Origin of the sequence: Bacillus sp. FSL K6-3459, from assembly GCF_038003305.1 — a bacterium.
Taxonomy (GTDB): domain Bacteria; phylum Bacillota; class Bacilli; order Bacillales; family Bacillaceae; genus Bacillus; species Bacillus pumilus_O.
In genome coordinates this window covers 1,891,770-1,912,143 of the sequence record NZ_JBBOOW010000001.1, presented here as the reverse complement: position 1 = coordinate 1,912,143, position 20,374 = coordinate 1,891,770, and the positions used below count along the sequence as shown (strand labels likewise).

Annotated in this window: 20 protein-coding genes; 15 read left to right on the top strand and 5 right to left on the bottom strand. The window is 41.0% G+C overall.

Going from position 1 to position 20,374, the window contains the following annotated elements:
- Window positions 1-88: 88 nt before the first annotated feature.
- From mmgD to MHI35_RS09435, 4 genes are all read left to right on the top strand, one after another.
- Entirely contained in the window at window positions 89-1,231 is a 1,143-nt protein-coding gene (gene mmgD / locus MHI35_RS09450) for a citrate synthase (RefSeq protein ID WP_144523569.1), read from the top strand.
- A 2-nt stretch (window positions 1,232-1,233) separates the two neighbouring features.
- Window positions 1,234-2,670, top strand: coding sequence for a bifunctional 2-methylcitrate dehydratase/aconitate hydratase (locus MHI35_RS09445; RefSeq protein ID WP_144523567.1), 1,437 nt, complete (start codon window positions 1,234-1,236; stop codon window positions 2,668-2,670).
- A gap of 12 nt (window positions 2,671-2,682) precedes the next feature.
- Window positions 2,683-3,600 (top strand): methylisocitrate lyase, encoded by a 918-nt coding sequence (gene prpB / locus MHI35_RS09440; protein ID WP_144523565.1) that lies wholly within the window; start codon window positions 2,683-2,685, stop codon window positions 3,598-3,600.
- Window positions 3,601-3,702: 102 nt separating this feature from the next.
- Window positions 3,703-5,058, top strand: a complete 1,356-nt coding sequence (locus MHI35_RS09435; RefSeq protein ID WP_340991928.1) for an IS1182 family transposase — start codon at window positions 3,703-3,705, stop codon at window positions 5,056-5,058.
- Between the two features lie 103 nt (window positions 5,059-5,161).
- On the opposite strand, the gene MHI35_RS09430 is transcribed toward MHI35_RS09435, so the two are convergent.
- Both MHI35_RS09430 and MHI35_RS09425 read right to left on the bottom strand, forming a co-directional pair.
- Window positions 5,162-5,824 carry a lysozyme family protein gene (locus MHI35_RS09430; RefSeq protein ID WP_012010239.1) on the bottom strand — a complete coding sequence of 221 codons (663 nt, stop codon included), beginning with the start codon at window positions 5,822-5,824 and terminating at the stop codon, window positions 5,162-5,164.
- 97 nt (window positions 5,825-5,921) lie between these two features.
- Window positions 5,922-7,247, bottom strand: a complete 1,326-nt coding sequence (locus MHI35_RS09425) for an APC family permease (protein WP_012010238.1) — start codon at window positions 7,245-7,247, stop codon at window positions 5,922-5,924.
- 186 nt (window positions 7,248-7,433) lie between these two features.
- On the opposite strand from MHI35_RS09425, the gene czrA reads away from it, so the two are divergent.
- A complete protein-coding gene (czrA, locus tag MHI35_RS09420) occupies window positions 7,434-7,763 on the top strand; it encodes a Zn(II)-responsive metalloregulatory transcriptional repressor CzrA (protein ID WP_007500691.1) in 330 nt (109 codons plus the stop codon).
- Between the two features lie 34 nt (window positions 7,764-7,797).
- Here the strand turns inward: czrA and MHI35_RS09415 are convergent, their stop codons facing one another.
- Window positions 7,798-8,322 carry a mother cell-specific membrane sporulation protein gene (locus MHI35_RS09415; protein WP_144523301.1) on the bottom strand — a complete coding sequence of 175 codons (525 nt, stop codon included), beginning with the start codon at window positions 8,320-8,322 and terminating at the stop codon, window positions 7,798-7,800.
- A 118-nt stretch (window positions 8,323-8,440) separates the two neighbouring features.
- Here MHI35_RS09415 and MHI35_RS09410 point away from each other — a divergent pair, with 118 nt between their 5' ends.
- From MHI35_RS09410 to MHI35_RS09380, 7 genes are all read left to right on the top strand, one after another.
- Entirely contained in the window at window positions 8,441-9,373 is a 933-nt protein-coding gene (locus MHI35_RS09410; RefSeq protein WP_211063928.1) for a helix-turn-helix transcriptional regulator, read from the top strand.
- Window positions 9,374-9,427: 54 nt separating this feature from the next.
- Window positions 9,428-9,901 (top strand): GyrI-like domain-containing protein, encoded by a 474-nt coding sequence (locus MHI35_RS09405; RefSeq protein ID WP_144523299.1) that lies wholly within the window; start codon window positions 9,428-9,430, stop codon window positions 9,899-9,901.
- Between the two features lie 37 nt (window positions 9,902-9,938).
- Complete coding sequence (locus tag MHI35_RS09400) at window positions 9,939-10,658, top strand: MBL fold metallo-hydrolase (protein WP_335349816.1); 720 nt, start codon at window positions 9,939-9,941, stop codon at window positions 10,656-10,658.
- 3 nt (window positions 10,659-10,661) lie between these two features.
- A complete protein-coding gene (locus MHI35_RS09395; protein ID WP_335349817.1) occupies window positions 10,662-11,234 on the top strand; it encodes a TetR/AcrR family transcriptional regulator in 573 nt (190 codons plus the stop codon).
- Between the two features lie 148 nt (window positions 11,235-11,382).
- Window positions 11,383-12,267, top strand: a complete 885-nt coding sequence (locus MHI35_RS09390) for a hypothetical protein (RefSeq protein ID WP_335349818.1) — start codon at window positions 11,383-11,385, stop codon at window positions 12,265-12,267.
- Window positions 12,230-12,835: a DUF4166 domain-containing protein gene (locus MHI35_RS09385; RefSeq protein WP_335349819.1), complete on the top strand. Its 606-nt coding sequence runs from the start codon at window positions 12,230-12,232 to the stop codon at window positions 12,833-12,835. The genes MHI35_RS09390 and MHI35_RS09385 overlap by 38 nt, the downstream gene beginning before the upstream one ends.
- Complete coding sequence (locus MHI35_RS09380; protein ID WP_335349820.1) at window positions 12,828-14,459, top strand: YndJ family protein; 1,632 nt, start codon at window positions 12,828-12,830, stop codon at window positions 14,457-14,459. The genes MHI35_RS09385 and MHI35_RS09380 overlap by 8 nt, the downstream gene beginning before the upstream one ends.
- On the opposite strand, the gene MHI35_RS09375 is transcribed toward MHI35_RS09380, so the two are convergent.
- Window positions 14,449-14,928: a site-2 protease family protein gene (locus MHI35_RS09375; protein ID WP_012010229.1), complete on the bottom strand. Its 480-nt coding sequence runs from the start codon at window positions 14,926-14,928 to the stop codon at window positions 14,449-14,451. The two genes, MHI35_RS09380 and MHI35_RS09375, sit on opposite strands and share 11 nt — an antisense overlap.
- Before the next feature lie 231 nt (window positions 14,929-15,159).
- Between MHI35_RS09375 and csaA the strand changes: the two genes are divergently transcribed.
- The 3 genes from csaA (at window position 15,160) to MHI35_RS09360 (ending at window position 19,028) form a co-directional block, all read left to right on the top strand.
- Window positions 15,160-15,492, top strand: coding sequence for a chaperone CsaA (csaA, locus tag MHI35_RS09370; protein ID WP_335349821.1), 333 nt, complete (start codon window positions 15,160-15,162; stop codon window positions 15,490-15,492).
- A gap of 513 nt (window positions 15,493-16,005) precedes the next feature.
- Window positions 16,006-17,397, top strand: coding sequence for an MFS transporter (locus tag MHI35_RS09365; protein ID WP_144523292.1), 1,392 nt, complete (start codon window positions 16,006-16,008; stop codon window positions 17,395-17,397).
- Window positions 17,398-17,420: 23 nt separating this feature from the next.
- Window positions 17,421-19,028 (top strand): glycoside hydrolase family 43 protein, encoded by a 1,608-nt coding sequence (locus tag MHI35_RS09360; RefSeq protein ID WP_335349822.1) that lies wholly within the window; start codon window positions 17,421-17,423, stop codon window positions 19,026-19,028.
- A 45-nt stretch (window positions 19,029-19,073) separates the two neighbouring features.
- Here the strand turns inward: MHI35_RS09360 and xylR are convergent, their stop codons facing one another.
- Entirely contained in the window at window positions 19,074-20,234 is a 1,161-nt protein-coding gene (gene xylR / locus MHI35_RS09355) for a transcriptional repressor XylR (RefSeq protein ID WP_335349823.1), read from the bottom strand.
- Window positions 20,235-20,374: the final 140 nt, after the last annotated feature.

The following is a 20,374-nucleotide window of genomic DNA, read 5'->3' as shown; positions in this document are numbered from 1 at the left end:
CACGGTATCTTCCCATCTATAGACTCACATCATTTCTGGCCGTTTGCTCGTTTGGAGAACAACAATTGAACGAAACGGGGGTTATATGATGACTGAACAACTGCAGTATAAACCGGGGCTTGAAGACATTGTGGCAAGCGAAACGTCGATCTCATACTTAGATGTGCAGCAAGAAGAGATTGTAATTCGCGGGTATGACCTCATCGAGTTGGCACAAAAAAAGACCTATTTAGAAACAGCCTATCTGCTTATTTATGGAAGATTACCAGATGCCATGGAATATCACCAATTTCAGCAAGACATTTCCTCACAAACCAACTTACATCCAACCATTCAAACCATTTTAACAAAACTGCCAAAAACCACCCATCCGATGGATGCCATGAGAACGTGCCTATCTGCTCTTAGTGGGTACGATGATGCATTACAAGATCGATCAGAAGCATGCCAGCAAAAGCGCGCTGTCCGATTACTCGGCCAGCTGCCGGCGATTGTCGCTGGAAGCTATCATATTCTCACAAAAGACGCCGCTATTTCTCCAGATCAGACCAAATCCTACACTGAAACCTTTTTAACCATGCTAACAGGACGCACGCCAACCCAAGACGAAATCACCGCTTTTGACCAAACACTCACATTATATAGTGAACATGAACTGCCTAATTCAACGTTTGCCGCTAGAGTCATCGCATCCACACATTCTGACATGTATGGTGCTTTTACTGGAGCAATTTCTTCTTTAAAAGGTGACTTGCACGGGGGAGCGAATGAAGCTGTCATGCATATGCTTCTCGAAGGAAAAACAACGGAAGGCTTCCTTGCGCTCATTGAGCGAAAATTAGCTGCAAAGGAAAAAATGATGGGCTTTGGCCATAGGGTATACATGAGAAAAATGGACCCAAGAGCCGCTCTTTTAAAACGATCATTGAAAACGCTTACCGAATCGAAGGGCGATACAACGCTGTATGACATGTGTGTAGCAGGAGAGGCATACATGAAAGAGAAGAAAAATCTCTATCCAAACCTTGATTATTATGCCGCACCTATTTATTACGTGCTTGGGATTCCAATTTCACTTTATACACCCATTTTCTTTGCTGCAAGGGCAAGTGGATTAGCTGCTCATGTCATTGAACAGCATTTGCATAATCGCATTTTCAGACCGAGAGTCCGGTATTTAGGGCCAAGAGGATTAAAAGTTTCAGATGATGATAGAAAAACGGGGGAATAAACATGAATAAAACAGCAGTCGCCAATCAAACGGATCAGCTATTAGAAGAAATCGCAGCCTATGCAGTAGACGGGGAAATTACGAGTAAAGAAGCCATTGAAACGGCACGCTATGTGCTGATAGACACACTTGGTTGCGGAATGCTGGCGCTCAATTTTCCTGAATGTACGAAGCATCTTGGACCGATCGTCCCTGGAACCGTTGTACCTAACGGAGCAAGAGTTCCAGGCACTTCCTTTGTGCTAGATCCTGTTCAAGCGGCTTTTGATATAGGCTGTATGATTCGCTGGTTAGATTATAATGACACGTGGCTTGCAGCGGAGTGGGGACATCCGTCAGATAACTTAGGCGGGATATTAGCTGTAAGCGATTATATTAGTAGAACACGGCTTGCAAACGGAGAAGAGCCGCTTTCAATGAATGACGTGCTACATGCGATCGTCAAAGCACATGAAATTCAAGGCGTGCTGGCTTTAGAAAATTGTTTGAATCGAAATGGCTTGGATCATGTGCTATTTGTCAAAGTAGCAACAAGTGCTGTTGTATGTGCAATGCTTGGCGGAACAAAGGAGGACGTGCAGCACGTTTTATCACAAGCGTTTGTTGACAATTCTCCGCTTAGAACATATCGTCATGCCCCGAACACAGGATCAAGGAAATCATGGGCAGCAGGTGATGCAACAAGCCGCGGAGTGAGACTTGCAATGATGACACTCAAAGGGGAAATGGGCTATCAAACGCCGCTTAGTGCAGAGAAGTGGGGCTTTGAAGATGTTCTGATGAAAGGGAAATCTCTCACACTTGCTCAGCCGCTAGGATCATACGTCATCGAAAATGTGCTTTTCAAAATTGCTTATCCTGCTGAGTTTCACGCCCAAACGGCTGCAGAAGCTGCTATGATCCTGCATGACGCTGTAAAAGATCGATTAGATGAAATTGACCGGGTAGAGATTACAACACATGAATCGGCGATTCGAATTATCGATAAGAAGGGACCGCTGTATAATCCAGCAGACCGTGATCATTGCTTGCAATATATTACTGCGATTGGATTGATCTATGGGGAGCTCACGGCTGACCATTATGAAGAAGAAACGGCGCAAAATCCGGCTATTGATCGTCTCCGGGATCAAATGGTCGTCAAAGAAGATACACAATATACAGCGGATTATTTAGACCCGAAAAAGAGATCCATTGCAAACAGTGTGCAGATCTTCTTTAAAGACGGGACGATGACAGACCGAATTGAAATTGAATATCCACTTGGTCATCGCAGAAGAAGGCAGGAAGGTATTCCTCTGCTCGAAAAGAAATGGCTCTATCATTTGAAGACGAGATTTCCGCAAAAACAAGTGGATCACATTGTGTCACTCTGTCAAAACCCAAATCAATTAAAAACAACGACTGTACCAGCATTTATGGATTTATTCGTCATATAAGGGGGAACTAGTGTGTGGATCGTGAATGATGAATCAAGTCAAGCAAATTTAGCCGCAGCCTTTCAAGAACAAATGCACAAATCAGCTTTATTTCAAATCCCAGGCGTTCACGATGGAATGTCTGCGCTTTATGCAAAAAAAATGGGCTTTCAAGGGCTCTATTTATCCGGCGCCGCTTTTTGTGCCAGCAAAGGGTTGCCTGATCTCGGCATGATCCATTCAACGGAAATGGCTGAAAAAGCGAAGGAAATCATTCGAGCTTCTCAGCTGCCGCTTTTGGTCGATATGGATACTGGCTATGGCGGTGTATTGAATGCAGCAAGGGCGGCAAAGGAAATGGTAGAAAGCAAGGTGGCAGCTGTTCAAATTGAAGATCAGCAAATGCCGAAAAAATGCGGGCATTTAAACGGAAAAGCACTTGTTCCAGTAGAAGAAATGGTCGCAAAAATCAAAGCCATTAAACAAGCGGCACCAACGCTTTTAGTGATTGCGAGAACTGATGCAAAATCTGTAAGCGGAATGGAGGATGTCATCCGACGGGCCAATCTTTACGTAGAAGCAGGAGCTGATGCTATTTTTCCTGAGGCACTCATCACAGCAGAGGACTTCACGCATGCGTCAAATAATATTAAAGGTCCGCTTCTTGCAAACATGACGGAGTTTGGCAAAACGCCTTATTATCATGCAGACGAATTTTCCATGTTTGGATTTCAGATGGTCATATACCCTGTGTCATCACTCAGAGTCGCTGCAAAATCATATGAGCGTTTATTTACAGAAATCATGGAGAAGGGGACGCAGCAAGGAATGCTGAAGGACATGCAAACGAGACAAGAGCTGTATGAAACGATTCATTATGATCAATATGAGGAGATGGATCAGCATTTAGCGAAAACGATCCTGCCGGAAATCGGAAAAGAACATCGATAAAATGAAAAGCACTTCCTATATGGAAGTGCTTCAGCTTGTAGACAAAGTCTACAAGCTTTTTTGTATAATAAGGGTAATAACAATAATCTGTGGGGGATAAACATGTTATCGAAACGTGAAGAAGAAAGACGGAATCAATTAGAAGTAGTGGCTTTAGATGAATTAGTGCCTCAAGATCATCTTGTACGGAAAATAGATCAAGCAATCGATTTCGACTTCATTTATGATCTTGTCAAAGATCATTATAGTTCTGATAATGGTAGACCAAGTGTTGATCCTGTTGTTCTCATTAAGATGGTCTTAATCCAATATCTATTTGGTATTCGCTCTATGCGTCAAACCATTAAAGAAATTGAAACCAACGTGGCTTATCGTTGGTTTATTGGATATGGGTTTTCGGAGAAAATTCCGCACTTTTCTACCTTCGGTAAAAACTACGTGAGACGCTTCCACGATACAGATTTATTTGAACAAATTTTTTACCGAATCTTAAGAGAAGCGATGAAAAAAGGGTTCGTTGACCCGTCTATTGCCTTTATTGATTCCACTCATGTCAAAGCGAATGCCAATAAGAAAAAACTTGAAAAGAAAATCGTTCGGGTAGAGACGAGAAGTTATCAAAATCAGCTTCATGAGGAGATCAATGTTGATCGTGAGGAACATGGAAAAAAGCCGTTACCCCTACAGAATAAAGAGAAGAAAAAAGAAATGAAAGTCAGTACAACTGACCCAGAGAGTGGCTATTATGTAAAGGATGAACGTGAAAAGTCATTTGCTTATTCATTTCATACAGCTTGTGATTCAAAAGGATTTATTTTAGGCTCGCTGGTCACAGGCGGAAATGTTCATGATAGTCGTATGTTGGATTCACTCGTATCAAAGGTGACAGAGAAAGTCGGAAAACCAAATGTAGTCGCAGTAGATGCGGGATATAAAACACCTTACATCGCTAAGTTCTTAATGGATCAAGAGATAAGACCTGTCATGCCATACACTCGTCCAAGAACAAAAGCTGGTTATTTGAAAAAGAATGAATACGTATACGATGCATATTTTGATTGTTACATTTGCCCCAACGGGCAAATTCTCTCTTATCGTACAACGACTAGAGAAGGTTATAAGCAATATGCGTCCGATTCAGAAGTATGTAAGTCCTGCTCGTTTTTAGATAACTGTACCCAAAGTCAAAACCACACCAAACAAATTCATCGGCATATTTGGCAGGATTACCTAGATGAAGCAGAAAATCTGAGACTTACTGAAATAAATAAGAGCATCTACGCAAAACGGAAAGAAACGATTGAACGCGTTTTTGCGGATGCAAAAGAAAAGCATGGTATGCGTTGGACGAAACTTCGTGGACTAAAAAAAGTTTCAATGCAAGCGATGCTTACTTTCGCTGCCATGAACCTTAAAAAGCTAGCAAACTGGACATGGAAAGTACCATGTCCAGCGTAAACACATGATGTTTTTTCAAAAAAAGTGAAAACCCCACTTTTACTTGAAGTAAAGGTGGGGTTTGTCTACGGTCTGAAGCACTTCCTATATGGAAGTGCTTTTTTTACGATGATGGTGAGGATGACGAAGCCAATTTCATCTTTTCTTCAACTGTTTTCGTTTTTTCTTTTACTTTTTCAGCATAAGTGAAGTCACCGAAGCAATATGGGTAGCGGAAGTTATCTTTGTTGCCTCCACACGTATAAACTTCTGGGTTTCGTTTCACTTGCTTTTTAGAGTATTGCTTTGCCAATTTCTCGGAATGTTTTCCCCCGTTTTTTGCAACAAAATCAATATAGCCAATTCCCATATTATAGCTTTGAATAATGGTTTCCAAATCAACGCCTTTTTTCTTCCCATGCTTGTACATAGTAGAAAAATGATGGACTCCTTGTTTAATGCTTTTCTGAGGGTCATTGATTTCATTTCGTTTCAAACCAAGAGATTCAGAGGACTGCATTGGATCTCCGCCTCTGCCTTTTGATTCTTGATACATCATACCGAGGATTAACGCGGTATATTGATCTAAATCTTGATCTCTTAACTCTGTTTCTACAAGCGGTTTGAAATCATCCAATCTCGACAAAACAATTGATTCCGTATCAATCGGCAGCTTTTTTAACTCCTTTTGATTAAAGGACATGACAATGGCTGCTAATACGAAAACAAACAGAAAAATCGTGAAGCAGCCTGAAATGGCAAAACATCCTGTTTTTTTCTTTTTCAAGGTCAGTTCACCCCTGTTTTGCCCCGCTTTTAAAAGGGAAGTACAGCCTTTTTATTATGCCATATCCTGCACAAGATACCAAGTGAAAACCTGATAATCAATCGTACCCAAATGTAAATTCGGGTCTCGTTTTCAGTCTGTAGCAGAAATAAACAAAACCGATAATCAGCCAAAGCATACCAATGATTAATGCATTTGTACTGATGCTCGTTAACAGCCATAGACAAAAGGCCGTCCCGCACAGAGGAATCACTGCGTATCTCAATGTATTGAGCACACCTCTTTGTTTTTGTTTAACGAAATAGTACGCAAAAACAGATAAGTTCACAAATGTGAAGCCAATCAACGCCCCGAAGCTAATAAAGGAATAAATGACTTCAAGTTCGCCAACGACTGCGGTTAAGGAGAAAGCACCAATTAATAAAATATTAAAAACAGGCGTTTTTAATCTCGGATGAATATATCCGAAGAAACGCTTCGGTAATGATTCATCTCTACCCATTGCATATAACAGCCTTGCTGCACTTGCATGTGATGATAAGGAAGAAGAGATAACAGCGACCATTGTGCCAGCTAAAAAGAACGAGTGGAGAAAGGCGCCGCCCACAAATTCCGCAATTTCAAGTGAGGCAGCATCGGGGTGCTTGAACTGCTGAAAATTTGGAAATACTTGCTGCAAAAAATAAGACGTCAAGGTAAACAGTACGCCTCCAATGGCAACAGTTAAGAAGATGGCAAGCGGGATCGTCTTTTTTGGCTTAATGGTTTCCTCAGACATGGTCGAAATCGCATCAAATCCTAGAAACGAAAAACATAAAATGGTTGCTCCTGAAAAAATAAGCGCTGGATCTAAGCTCGCGGAATAAAAAGGCCGGGCGGACAATAATTCTCCGCTACCTGCGTTTTGAGTGAGCCCATAAATAATAAACCCCACAAAAGTGACGGCGACAATGACCTGAAAAGTCACAAATAAAGCCGTAATGTTAGCTGTAAGCCGGATACCAATTACATTGACAGTCGTTATGGCGATAGCAAGTATGATGATCCAAATGTAATGAGGTACATCAGGAAAGGCTGCGGTTAAATAAGCACTTCCAATCGCAAAATTCACCATAGGCAAAAATAAATAATCCAGTAAAAGTGTCCAGCCAACAAGAAAGCCAACATGAGGATGAATACTTTTTTGCGCGTATGTATAAGCAGAACCTGCTTTTGGAAAAGCCTTCACCATATTCCCATAGCTAAGCGCTGTCAATAGTAATGCAAGTAACGTAAATATATAAGCGGCAGCGACGTGTCCTTTCGTCAGCTGAGCCACAATGCCGTATGAATCAAATACGACAAGTGGGTCCATATAAGCAAGCCCGATCACCACAAGTGGAAAGACAGTCAGGCTGCGTTTTAGTCTTGGCTCCTCAGTCAATTTGTCTATCAGCTCCTCTAAAAAAATGAATAAATAATGCTCATTTTAAAAAGAATGCTACCAAGTGTCAATGCTATTTGAGTAAATCTTTTTTCTGAAGTGTGCTCTCTTTGCATGCCGGACGTTTTGGTATATGATGATACATAGAATAAGTCGTGATTTGACGGACAAGAAAGGTGAAGCAAAATGAAGGAAGAACTGAATACAAATCAAGAACAGGAAAGGATGGAGCTGGATGAAGAAAGTCTATTTCTTGTCTCCCAAACCTTTAAAGCTTTATCTGATCCGACACGTATTCGAATTCTGCACCTGCTGTCTCAAGGTGAACATTCGGTTAATGATATAGCAGAAACACTGAATCTTATGCAATCAACCGTTTCTCATCAGCTGCGCTTCTTAAAAAATCTTCGTCTTGTGAAATCTAGACGAGCAGGGACTTCCATTTTTTATAGCCCTGAAGATCAGCATGTGATGGAAGTGCTTGAACAGATGATTCATCATGCACAGCACGATTGATAAAAAAACCTTCCTACGTTAATAGGAAGGTTTTTTATGCATGATGGACATGTGTCGATCGTTTACTTGCTTTCATCATGTGAAAAGAAAAAACAACATAGTAAGCCGCTAAAAGAAAAAAGCTGAGCATGGTCATCGCATCATCGCTTACGATGTGCTGATACAGTTCAACGACACTGATTTTGGTGATCGAATGATTTGTCAGTTCAACCAGCTTAAAACTAAGCCTAGATAAAAACAAACATAATATGAAGCTTTCAATCCATTTACTCGTTTTCATATACAGCCGGCCATTTTCTTCTTTCATACGAATCGTCTGATAGGCATGAACAGCGAGGCTACTTCCAAAAAGCATACCAATAGCGGCATAGATGATGATACTATGATTTTGCCATCCTTCTGATAGGAGAATAAGGGCTGAAAAACCAAAGAGATACATTCTCATCAAAAGCCTGATGGGGCGCACAAGCTGATAGCGTCTCATTCGATTCATTCGAATCATGATGCAGATCAACATAATGCTCCCAATCATGAACAACTGCCACACGTTATGTGTCATGATGCAACCTCCTCCTGCACGTGCAGGGATGTAAACGAATGCTGGCTGTTACTTATCTTTACCATTCTTTCTTTTTTTATCAAAACAAAACCTACATTTATGAAAAAGAGGAAAAGTCATGAAAATTGACCGTATTTTATCTACTGTGATGTTGCTCATTAGCAAGAAGCAAGTACAGGCGAAAGATCTTGCTGAACTTCACGAAGTGAGCACGAGGACCATTTATCGTGATATTGATACAATCAATCAAGCGGGAATCCCTGTTGTGACAACCCAAGGAGCAGGTGGAGGCATTTCACTTGTTGAGGACTATCGTTTAGAGAAAAAATTATTTACCGATGATGACATTGAAGTCATTTTAACAGCCCTTGAAAGCATGATGAGTGCGTACTCCTTTAAAGAAAGTGAGCATGTTCTGAAAAAAATCAAATCGCTTATTCCCACGCAAACAGATGAAAGCGAGAAACTGCATCATGTCTTCATCGATTTAAGCTCCTGGGGAAAAGACAGCAAGGCAGAGCAGAAGCTCCAGCTCATACATACAGCTGCGTCAGGGCACCAATACATTCAGTTTACTTACCGCAATGCGAAAGGTGAAACACTTCCACGCAAAGTGGAGCCTTATACACTCGTTTTAAAAGGGAGGCATTGGTATTTGTATGCGTTCTGTTGTGTAAAAAAAGCTTTTCGTCTGTTTAAGCTGACTAGAATGACCGGTCTTGTCACCATTTCAGGGTATTTTCAACCGAAAAGAATCAAAAACGAAGAGAAGCCTTGGAATGACTCTTGGCAAGAACAACCATCGGTCAGCTCTGTTACGCTCAGATTAACAGAAGCATCAGTGGGTAAAGTAAAGGAATGGGTAGATGAGAACGAATTGAATGTCTGTTCAGACGGCACCTATCTTGCCACCATCACCGTACCTCTTGATGATTGGTTAAATAGTTTCCTATTTCATTTAGGTCCAGATGTTGACATTCTTTCTCCGAAGCATGTCAAAGAAGCATTTGATCTCCAGTTGAAACAATTTTTCAAACGAATAGAAACTTGACACAATGTTGTCAGGTTTCTTTTTATATGATAGAAAAAAAGGAGATGAGAATGTATGTACGATATCGTGACATTAGAGAAAATTTGGATAAAAGGGTTGTCTGTTCGAACAACAAACGAAATGGAGCAAACAAAAGAGCGGAAGATTGCTCCACTCTGGCAGGAATTTTTTGCGCAGCAGCTTTACGGAGGGCAAGCGCCGGTCATAGGATTGTATTCAGATTATGAAAAAGATGAGCATGGTTCTTATTTATTTACTGCTGGGCAATTCGCGGATCAGCAGTTAGAACATGTGATAGAGATTCCTGCGTCCACCTACGCAAAATTTCAAACGAGAAAGGGGCCGATTGAAGAGGTCGTTTTGGAAACATGGCAGCAAATTTGGACGTGGGATGAGCGCCATTACCGCACATATACAGGCGATTTTGAATGGTATGACGAAAGATCTATAGACCCAAAAGAAGCGCAAATTGATATTTATATTGCGGTTGATGAAAAAATGCTTGCTAAAACTAATAGCATTAGTTAATATAAAACTAACAATATTAGTTTTAGGGGGACACTTGATGAGATTGACAACTTTTGACCGCCTGCACCAGCTCACATTAATGCCGAGATTATTCCCGGTAAACTGTTATATTTTTGAGGAAGAGAATGGACTGATCTTAATTGATGCTGCGTTAAAAATGGCAGCAAACTCGATTATCGAATTTGTTCGACAAAAGAACAAGCCTATTAACAAAATTATTCTTACTCATAGTCATATGGATCATATCGGCGAATTAGATGAAGTGAAAAAGGTTTTTCCAGAGGCTGTCGTCTATTTATCAAAACGCGATGCCCGCCTATTTGAGGGTGACTTGTCCTTACTTCCTGGCGAACCCCAGCAAAAAATCAAAGGCAGTTTTTCGAAACATATTCGTACAAAACCGGATGTGCTTGTCGAAGAAGGAGATGAAATTGGACCGCTGAAAGTGATTGCGACACCAGGGCACACACCTGGCAGCATTTCCTTATACGATGAAAGGTCAAAAGTTGTGATTGCTGGGGATGCCCTTGTAACAAAAGGCGGCTTATCAGTTACGGGTGAATTTCGCTGGACTTTTCCGTTCCCGGCTTTTGCTACATGGGATGCAGAAACCGCACTTAAAAGCGCTGAAAAATTACTGACACTTCGCCTATCCTGTCTTGCTGCAGGACATGGCGATCTCATCATAGAACCTCAGGAAAAGCTTCAAGCTGCCGTTTATAAAAGGCAGCAACAACTGAAGAAAGGGGAGCAGTAAACCGTGTCTCCAAGAATGGGAATCACGCAAGAAAAAATCATGGATACAGCAGCCGCACTTGTTGATGAAGAGGGCTTTTCAGCTTTGACCATTGCTACATTGTCTAAAAGACTGAACATCAGACCACCTTCCATTTATAATCATGTATCTGGTCTTCAGGAAATTCAGGCGGCACTCGCAGAAAAAGGACTGTCCATGCTACGTGAAAAAGGCATAAGCGTAACAGAGGGGCTGGATAAAGAAGAAGCTGTATTAGCTTTTGCCAAACAGTATGTGCAATTTGTCCGCGAACATCCAGGTCTTTATGAAGCAGCCTTTTCACATATGGAGGACAAAAAAGTAAGAAGTGAGGCAGAGCGCCTTGTTGAATTTGTCCAATCGATCATTTCCCGTTTTGGTGTCAAAGAAGAAGAGATGACACATGTGGTCAGAGGATTAAGAAGCTTATTGCACGGCTTTGGTGATATTTCAAATAAAAAGGGATTTCAACGAAAAGAACAGCTTGAAGACAGTGTGAGCTATGCGGTCAAGCTTTATATCTCAGGTGTGTTGCAAAAAGAAGATCTGTCTTATTGACAGGTCTTTTTTTGGTAGTGAATCGATATGTTAAAGAGGCGGCCATCTTGAACCAATTTTTTGTCAAAAAAAGAATAAACATTTGACAGTTTTGTGAAACATGTTATGATTATTATGTGAAATAATTCACATAGAGGAGTAGAGGCAGATGAAAAGAAAGCCTGTTTATGTGGAAACAACTATTCATGCACCGATAGAGAAAGTATGGGAGCATACGCAAAATCCAAAGCTTCATGAACAATGGGATTTGCGTTTTTCAACCATTTCATTAAATGAACCTCAAAATGAACAGCCCCAATCCTTTTTGTATGAAAAGCACCTTGGGTTTGGTTTAAGTGTCACAGGGACAGGAGTTTATCGAACAAGAATGATGGATGAACGGAATGAGCGGGCATCCTCACTAAATTTCAAATCGTCACACCCATTGTCTTTTATTAAAGAAGGCAGCGGTTACTGGAAGTATATAAAAACAAGCGACCACATTGTGTTTCAAACTCAATTTGATTACAAAACGAAAGAAGGAAAAGGATGGACATGGGCAGACAAGATTCTTTTTCGACCAATGATCGGGTTTATGACGGCCTTTAGTTTTGGTGCATTAAAGACGTGGCTTGAAAAGGGAACGCATCCCCGGTTATTACTAGAGAGAACACTCGCTCATTACGGGATTTGTTTGCTGTTTGCCATCGTCTGGCTATGCCAAGCAGTCATTCCTTTTTCACATTCGACTTTTGATCATAGCATGAGTTTTCGATTGTTTTATGCGCTTTTAGGCGTAGCATGGCTAATGCCCAAATTATCAAAGAAATATCTCTTCATTTTACAAAGTATGTTTCTTCTTATGATGCTTTGTATAGGAATTCTATCTCCGCCGCAAACGACGCTTCATGAACCGCTTGTGATGAGTGCATTTTTGATTTTGTCGATTGCAGGTATGTTCAATTTAAAAGATTGTGTAGATGTATTTTCCATCAAACGAAAAAGGGGAGGTAGACATGGTCGTTCATCGTCATCAAGTAAAGGATTACGATAAACTGCATCCAAAACTAAAAGAGAGATACAACCGCGCATTTACTGCTGAAGGCATTATGGAGGAAATAGGCGGCGGGTCAAGACTCATTCGATTGATCTTCAGAATGGGTCCACTGTTTCGTTGTTTTTTCACCGAGAGAGGGAAAAACATTCCTTTCCAAATTGTCAACGAGCCCTTTGTGACAAATAAGGGGGAGGAAGGGATGCACTGGTATCGAACGTTTTATTTCCCAAAGAAGGAGCGGCACTTTGATGCAGATATGATCATTGATCAGGAGAGTCATACCGTACTAGACTATTTTGGAAAGCCTAGACTTCTTGTGTCAGAGCTCCATTTTACAGTAACAAAGCATGGCTTCTTGCACATCCAATCCGGCCGGCAGAAGTTTTTGATGTTCGGAAGAGAATGGCCGCTTCCATCATGGCTTTATGGTGTGTCAGATGTAACGGAAGGCTACGATGAGCATGCAGGTGAATATATCATTGATGTCCACGTGAAAAATCGCCTGTTCGGTACTCTTTTTACATATAAAGGCCGTTTTACAGAAAGGGTGTCTCATGATGAATAAGTGGCATTTGGCATCCAGTCTGATCTTCATGTCTTATTTTATCGCCACTCGTTTCATGACAGGTCTGATAGCAGAATTTTTTGTTCTCTTGGCCATTCTATTTTTTCTTCCCACCGCCTTACACTTTTTTGAGAAAGAAGGGAAGAAACACAAGGAAGAGAGGCTGATCGGGTTTTTAATGAAAGCCTTTCCACTAGCGGCTTTTTGTGCAACTGCTGCTTTTATCTATCATTCTGCTTGGTTCGCATCGGGATGGCTTTTATATACAATCTTATTGGCGTTATTTGGCTTTTTTCGTTTGCTGAAAAGAGGAATCTTCCCGCTCCATGAGCTGATGATTGATGGCGCATGGATGTATCTTGCTTTAGGCGGGCTGTGGTTTTGGCTTTATACAGCAGATATACAGGTGATGACATTTTCGCCGATTATTGTTCTTTTGACCGTTATTCATTTTCATTATTCTGCTTTTTTTATCCCTCTTTTTTATGGATTTTTAGGACGGCAGCAAGCAAAAGAAAGAGCTTTATACAAAGCGGCGGGATGGGTGATTTTGCTGTCGCCTGTAATGATTGCTGTGGGGATTAGCTTTTCCCGTCTATTTGATACGTTCAGTGTCATTCTTTATGTGGTGGCCCTCTACATATATGGCATCCTTTGTATGAAAATAAGATTTCGGTCAACTTTCGCAAAAGGTCTTGTTGTGTTGTCTAGTATAGTTTTAATGGGGACGATCGTGTTATCACTCCTTTATTCCGCTGGGATGCTGATGCGTGTGACCTACATTAGCATTGATCAGATGATTTGGTTTCATGGCAGTATCAATGCTTTTTTTGTGATATTGCCAGGTTTGATTGGCTGGCTGATTGAAGGGCCGAAGGATCAATTAAAGCAGAAGAACTTTCCGATTTCGAAAGTGCATGGCCGGTTTCAAATGATTTCTTTTCAAGAGGAAAGTGTGCATAACCCTGAGAAGCTGGGTTTAGTCGATTCGCTTGATGAATTAAATGGAACGACATTTTCAGCTGATAGGGTGTCACCTGTGATTCGCAGATTTTATGAAGACCCTATGGCTTTTACATTAAAAGCGGCCGTCAGCTTTCATTGGTGGATAAGGCCGTTCGTCTTTTTACTTAAACCACTATTTAAGCAAATAGGGCAGCTTTTTTTGGGATTATCTCGTCATCCATATGAAATGAAGGGACGTCTGATTAGATTTCAACATCCGAAGGAAGAAAGGAAAAATGTTCGGGCTTGGATACGGCACAATGTAAAAGGAGAGCAAGTCTTTTTTGCACTATATGCTCTTCATCACGATGCAGCTACGGGTTATATGAATATTGCGCTGCCGCTTCCATATTCTCAGCTGACAGCTATTTTAAGGCCTTTTAATGAGAAAGAAGATTTTATATTAAAAAGTACATGTCCAAAAGGCAGTACCGGTGACGAAGGATTGTATTTGCATACGCCTTTTATCACCATGCAACTGCCAATGGAAGAAAGCTTTCATATGAAACCGAAGACGGATCAAAGTCTCACAGCGGTACATCAAATGAAGCTTTTCGGTATTCCTTTTTTAACGATTCATTATCAAATTGACAGTGAAAGTCATCATGTTAGTCAATGATGTCACATGGTTCACCGTGCCGAATAATGTTCACAATCGCTTGCCCATCACTCGGATGATGATCTGCATACTGGACTGGCAGAAGTGCAAAAAATACATAGTAGACTGAGAAGTAAGCAAATTGATAGAAAAATTGGTGCTCTGGCAGGAAATCATTGGCGATCATTGTGTTCAATATGAGAACACTGAGCAAGTTACATAATGATCCGCCCAAGTAGACTAAAATGTGCGACAATCGGTTGTTTTTTCTCATTTCTTCATAGTGGCAAAATGCATCTAGAAAATAGATTCGTCTAATTTCAACGACGCCGACTTTCAACACTTTTTTACCTCTGCCAAGAGCAAAAGAAACCTTTGCTCCAAACATCCACGCAACCAAGATATGGCCAAGTTGATGCAATATGGCAACAATAGGAAGAATGACAAAAAACGACCAGCAAAACGTCCACATATCTGATAATGTAAACAAGTGTGAACCCTCCCAAAAGTATTCGAGAGGAAGCAGTAGGATTATTTGCCATTCTACCGAAATCATTTTTAGGATGCAAACATTTAATACGCGACCATAAACTTATTATGTAAACTAAGAAATGTGATTTAACGCTTTGTAGGCTATTTGAACCTCCTCTATGACAAAATGAATGTGCTACAATGGATAATCAATAGAGCACGTTACCTTTTAAAAAGGGGAGAGAGGCAGATGGCAGATATTGAACAGTTTTTGGCATTAGACATTCGCATTGGGACGATCATAGAAGCAGAATTTTTTGCAGAGGCAAGAGTGCCTGCGTTGAAACTCAAGATTGATTTTGGTGAAGAAATCGGTGTTAAGCAATCTAGTGCTCAGCTCACAAAGCGTTATACAGCGGAGAATCTTACTGGCAAACAAATCGTAGCGGTCGTTAATTTCCCGCCAAGAAGAATTGCAGGGTTCAAATCAGAAGTGCTTGTCTTAGGAGGCATGCCGTCAAAAGAAGACGTGGTTTTGCTAGCGACAGATGAACCAGTTGAGAATGGAACCAAAATAGGGTAAGAAAAAAGACATCTTCCTAAGAAGATGTCTTTTGCGTATTGAGGCGGAATAACCACACGCCACATTCGTGTGTGTCTCAAAGAGACATGTTACCCGACTTACACAATTCAGCTCATCGCTTGATTAATATAGCATGGGATGAGTTTGAATGCAACCATTAAATGAATTCTTTCAGATTTTCACGTTATTTCACAAAAATAAATGACAAGAAATCAATTATTTGGATTATTTTTTCAAAAAATATTGAAAAGTCAGATCAGATTTTATAAAATGAATTCATCTTAGTTTGTTTGGTCAATAAACTAAGATGAATTTCAAGTCATGTTCCCTATTTGAAGGAGATGATTCTGTCATTCGACTGTTTTGCTGCGCATTTGGGCTAAGCTGAAAGAATAAGATGTTCAGCTACGTTTTTATATCAAATTGAAAGCGCTTTATATTTCCTGCATTGATTGCTGCTGCCCTCCATCATCTGTTCGTTAGAAGAGGCTAAGTGAAGAAGGGAGAAAGCTCATGGTTAGTGAGAATTTAAAGAAGATTCGTATGTCTGAAAAAGTGGGGTATGCTTCAGGGGATTTCGCATGTAATTTGATTTACGCAACTGTCTCTACGTATCTATTATTTTTCTATACAGATGTGTACGGTTTATCAGCAGCAGCAGCAGGGACGATGTTTTTGGTTGTTCGCGCCATTGATGCGCTTGCAGATCCATTCATTGGTGCATTGGTAGACCGAACGAACAGCCGTTTTGGTAGATTTAGACCTTATTTGTTATTCGGCGCCTTTCCTTTTGTCGTACTTGCCATTCTTTGCTTTACAACACCTGATTTTTCCGAAATGGGTAAACTCATTTATGCCTACATCACGTATGTTGGTCTATCGCTTACATACACATTCATCAACGTTCCTTATGGTGCTTTAACTTCCGCAATGACAAGAAATAACCAAGAGGTTGTCAGTATTACGTCCGTTCGTATGGTGTTTGCCAATCTAGGTGGTCTCGTTGTGGCTTTTTTTGTTCCATTTCTTGCGACCTTTTTAAGTGATACGACAGGAAATACAGCACTCGGCTGGCAGATGACGATGGCTTTTCTCGGCGTTCTTGGCGGCGCATTACTGATTTTCTGTTTTAAAAGCACGAATGAACGTGTCACGCTTCAAAAACCAGAGGAAAAGATTAAATTCAGTGATATTTTTGTCCAGTTACGAGTGAATCGCCCGCTTGTTGTATTAAGTATTTTCTTTATTATTATTTTTGGTGTGAACTCGATCAGCAACTCTGTTGGGATCTATTATGTGACGTATAACCTTGGAAGAGAAGATTTAGTGAAATGGTATGGACTGATTGGCAGTCTGCCAGCTTTAATGGTGCTACCGTTTATTCCAAAGCTGCACAAGTTCTTAGGAAAGAAAAAACTGCTGAATTATTCATTATCGCTGAATATCGTAGGTCTTCTTGCCTTACTTGTGATACCACCGAGTCAAATCACGTTAATCCTGATTTTCAGGCTCGTTGCTGCTGCGGGGAGTATTACAGCCGGTGCTTACATGTGGGCACTCATTCCTGAGACCGTTGAATATGGCGAATATAAAACTGGAAAAAGGATGGGCGGACTGATCTACGCAGTCATTGGATTTTTCTTTAAATTCGGGATGGCATTAGGCGGAATTGTTCCGGGGCTTGTACTCGATCGATTTGGTTATGTCGCGAACCAAATACAGACGCCTGAAGCGTTGCTTGGCATTTTACTCACGGTAACAGTGATCCCTGTATGCTTACTGATTTTAGCGATGATTGATATTAATTTTTATAATTTAGATGAAGAAGAGCACCAAAAAGTCGTGAGGGAGCTTGAGAATAGGGATCAAGTATATATTGATCATATGGATGATTTTAAAATGTAGGTCGTGAAAGAGGAGGAAGTTGAATGAAAATTACCAATCCAGTGCTGAGAGGATTTAACCCAGACCCAAGTATTTGCCGCGTAGGAGAAGATTATTACATGGCGGTCTCTACATTTGAATGGTTTCCAGGGGTGCAAATTTATCATTCGAAGGATCTTGTTCATTGGCGGCTTGCTGCGCGTCCTTTGCAAAAAACGTCGCAGCTGGACATGAAAGGGAACCCTGATTCTGGCGGAGTATGGGCACCGTGCCTAAGCTATGCAGATGGTCAGTTTTGGCTTATTTATTCAGATATCAAAGTAGTGGATGGTCCATTTAAAGATGGACATAATTATTTGGTGACAGCAAATGAAGTTGACGGTGATTGGAGTGAGCCGGTGAAGCTTAATAGCTCTGGCTTTGATCCCTCTTTATTTCATGACCAAAGCGGCAAGAAATACGTCTTAAATATGCTGTGGGATCATAGGGAAAAGCACCATTCCTTTGCAGGTATTGCCCTGCAGGAATATAGCGTGACAGAAAAGAAACTCATTGATGAGCGGAAGGTTATTTTTAAAGGCACACCGATCAAATTGACAGAAGCACCGCATCTTTATCACATCGGTGATTACTATTATTTATTAACAGCAGAAGGAGGCACCCGCTACGAGCATGCGGCAACGATTGCCCGTTCCCCGCAGATTGAAGGGCCCTATGAGGTTCATCCTGATAACCCAATTTTAAGTGCTTTTCACACACCTGAACATCCGCTTCAAAAATGCGGGCATGCTTCCATTGTTCAAACGCACACAAATGAATGGTATCTCGCCCATTTGACTGGCCGCCCTATTCAATCAAGCAAGGAATCTATTTTTCAACAGAGAGGGTGGTGTCCTTTAGGAAGAGAAACAGCGATTCAAAAGCTTGAATGGAAGGATGGCTGGCCGTATGTTGTGGGCGGAAAAGAGGGAGCGCTGGAGGTTGAAGCGCCAGCGATCAACGAAAAGGTTTTTGCTCCAACCCATTATACAGTCGATGAATTTAAAGATTCAACGTTAAATAGACACTTCCAAACATTAAGAATTCCTTTTACTGATCAGATCGGTTCATTAACCGAAAAACCTCAGCATTTAAGGTTATATGGTCAGGAATCTCTTACATCTAAGTTTACCCAAGCCTTTGTTGCAAGGCGCTGGCAAAGCTTTTATTTTGAAGCAGAGACAGCTGTATCGTTCTTTCCAGAGAATTTTCAGCAAGCCGCTGGTCTTGTGAATTATTATAATACGGAAAATTGGACTGCGATTCAGGTGACATATGACGAGGAACTTGGCCGCATTCTTGAATTATCTGCCTGTCAAAACCTTTCCTTTTCTCAGCCATTGACACAAAAAATCGTCATTCCAGAGGAAGTCACCTATGTGTATTTAAAAGTGACCGTTCAGAAAGAAACATATACCTATTCTTATTCTTTTGATCAAAAGGACTGGAAGGACATTGATGTGATATTTGAATCTAGCCATCTATCTGATGACTTTATTCGAGGAGGAGGATTTTTTACAGGGGCATTTGTCGGCATGCAGTGTCAGGATACAAGCGGAGAGCGTCTTCCTGCTGATTTCAACTATTTCCGTTATGAGGAAACAGATAAATAAAAAAAGACAACATGGTAAGAGCTGTCTTTTTTATCTAAGAATCTGTCATGGTGAGAGGGTGGCATCTTGCAGAAAGGCTTCAATGACGAGAGATGTCATCCCTAATACCGGTGCGTTATGTCCTAATGACGAAGGTAGTAGCTCGACATGTGAACTGAATTGAGTATCTATCCTTGAAGATACTTCCTCTTGAATCACACGTAAAACCGTTGGCTGCGCTTCAATCACCTTGTTTCGTAAAATAATCGCTTGCGGGTTAAAGGTATGCAGGACGTTTGTGAGACCGACCCCAAGGTAAAAACCAAAGTTGCGCAGTGCATTGAGCGTTTTCATGTCATTTAACGTCGCCAGCTGTTCCACATCTTGGTGGGAGATGGGCTGATCATTTGCTTGAAGGGACTGAAACAAAGCTTTCTCAGATGCATACAGCTCCCAGCAACCACGATTTCCGCAGTTGCATGTTGGTCCATTAAAGTCGATGGTCATATGTCCCATTTCACCAGAAAAGCCGTATGCACCTCTGTATAAATGATGATTGATTATGATTCCAATTCCAATGCCAGTGCCGATGCTTGCATAGATCAAATGATCATAATGTTTAGCGGCACCAAAGATTTTTTCACCATATGCACCGGCATTTGCTTCATTTTCAATAAAGACCGGAACTTGGAATGCATCTTGTAGCGCCTTTTTCAGGTCAACATTTTTCCATTTAGAATGAGGCGTAAACACGATTTGTTGATCGGCATCCACTAGTCCGGGTATACATAGGCCAATACCTATGAGCCCGTATGGGGAAGAGGGGATTTGGGCTATCAACTGCTGTATTAATTCAGTTAATATGCGTATGGTCACATCAGGAGCGCTTGATGGGAGCCCCATCTGCTCTTCGTGAAGGATGGACCCTTCAAGGTCGGTTAAAATGCCATTGACATAATCAACGCCGACATCAATCCCGATGGAGCAGCCAGCACGTTTATTAAACATGAGTAAAACGGGTCTTCGCCCGCCGCTAGACTCACCTTGACCGATCTCATAGACGAGTTGCTCTTTCATTAATGTACTCACTTGAGAGGAAACAGTCGATTTATTTAACCCAGTGCGTTCAGATAATTTGGCTCTAGAAATTGGCGCATGCTGGAGAATTTCTTTTAATAATAGCTTTTGATTTATTTTTTTCACAAAGTTCTGATCAGCGATATCCATGTTATCCACTCCATTTGTTTCGTCTTTAGATTAAGTGAAGAAAAAAGCTAATTTCCTTCGCCTGTCATCTGTAAGAAGGATGCTTTTAACTTTATTATAACGAATATATTTCTAAAAAACTAAAAAATATGGAAAATTCA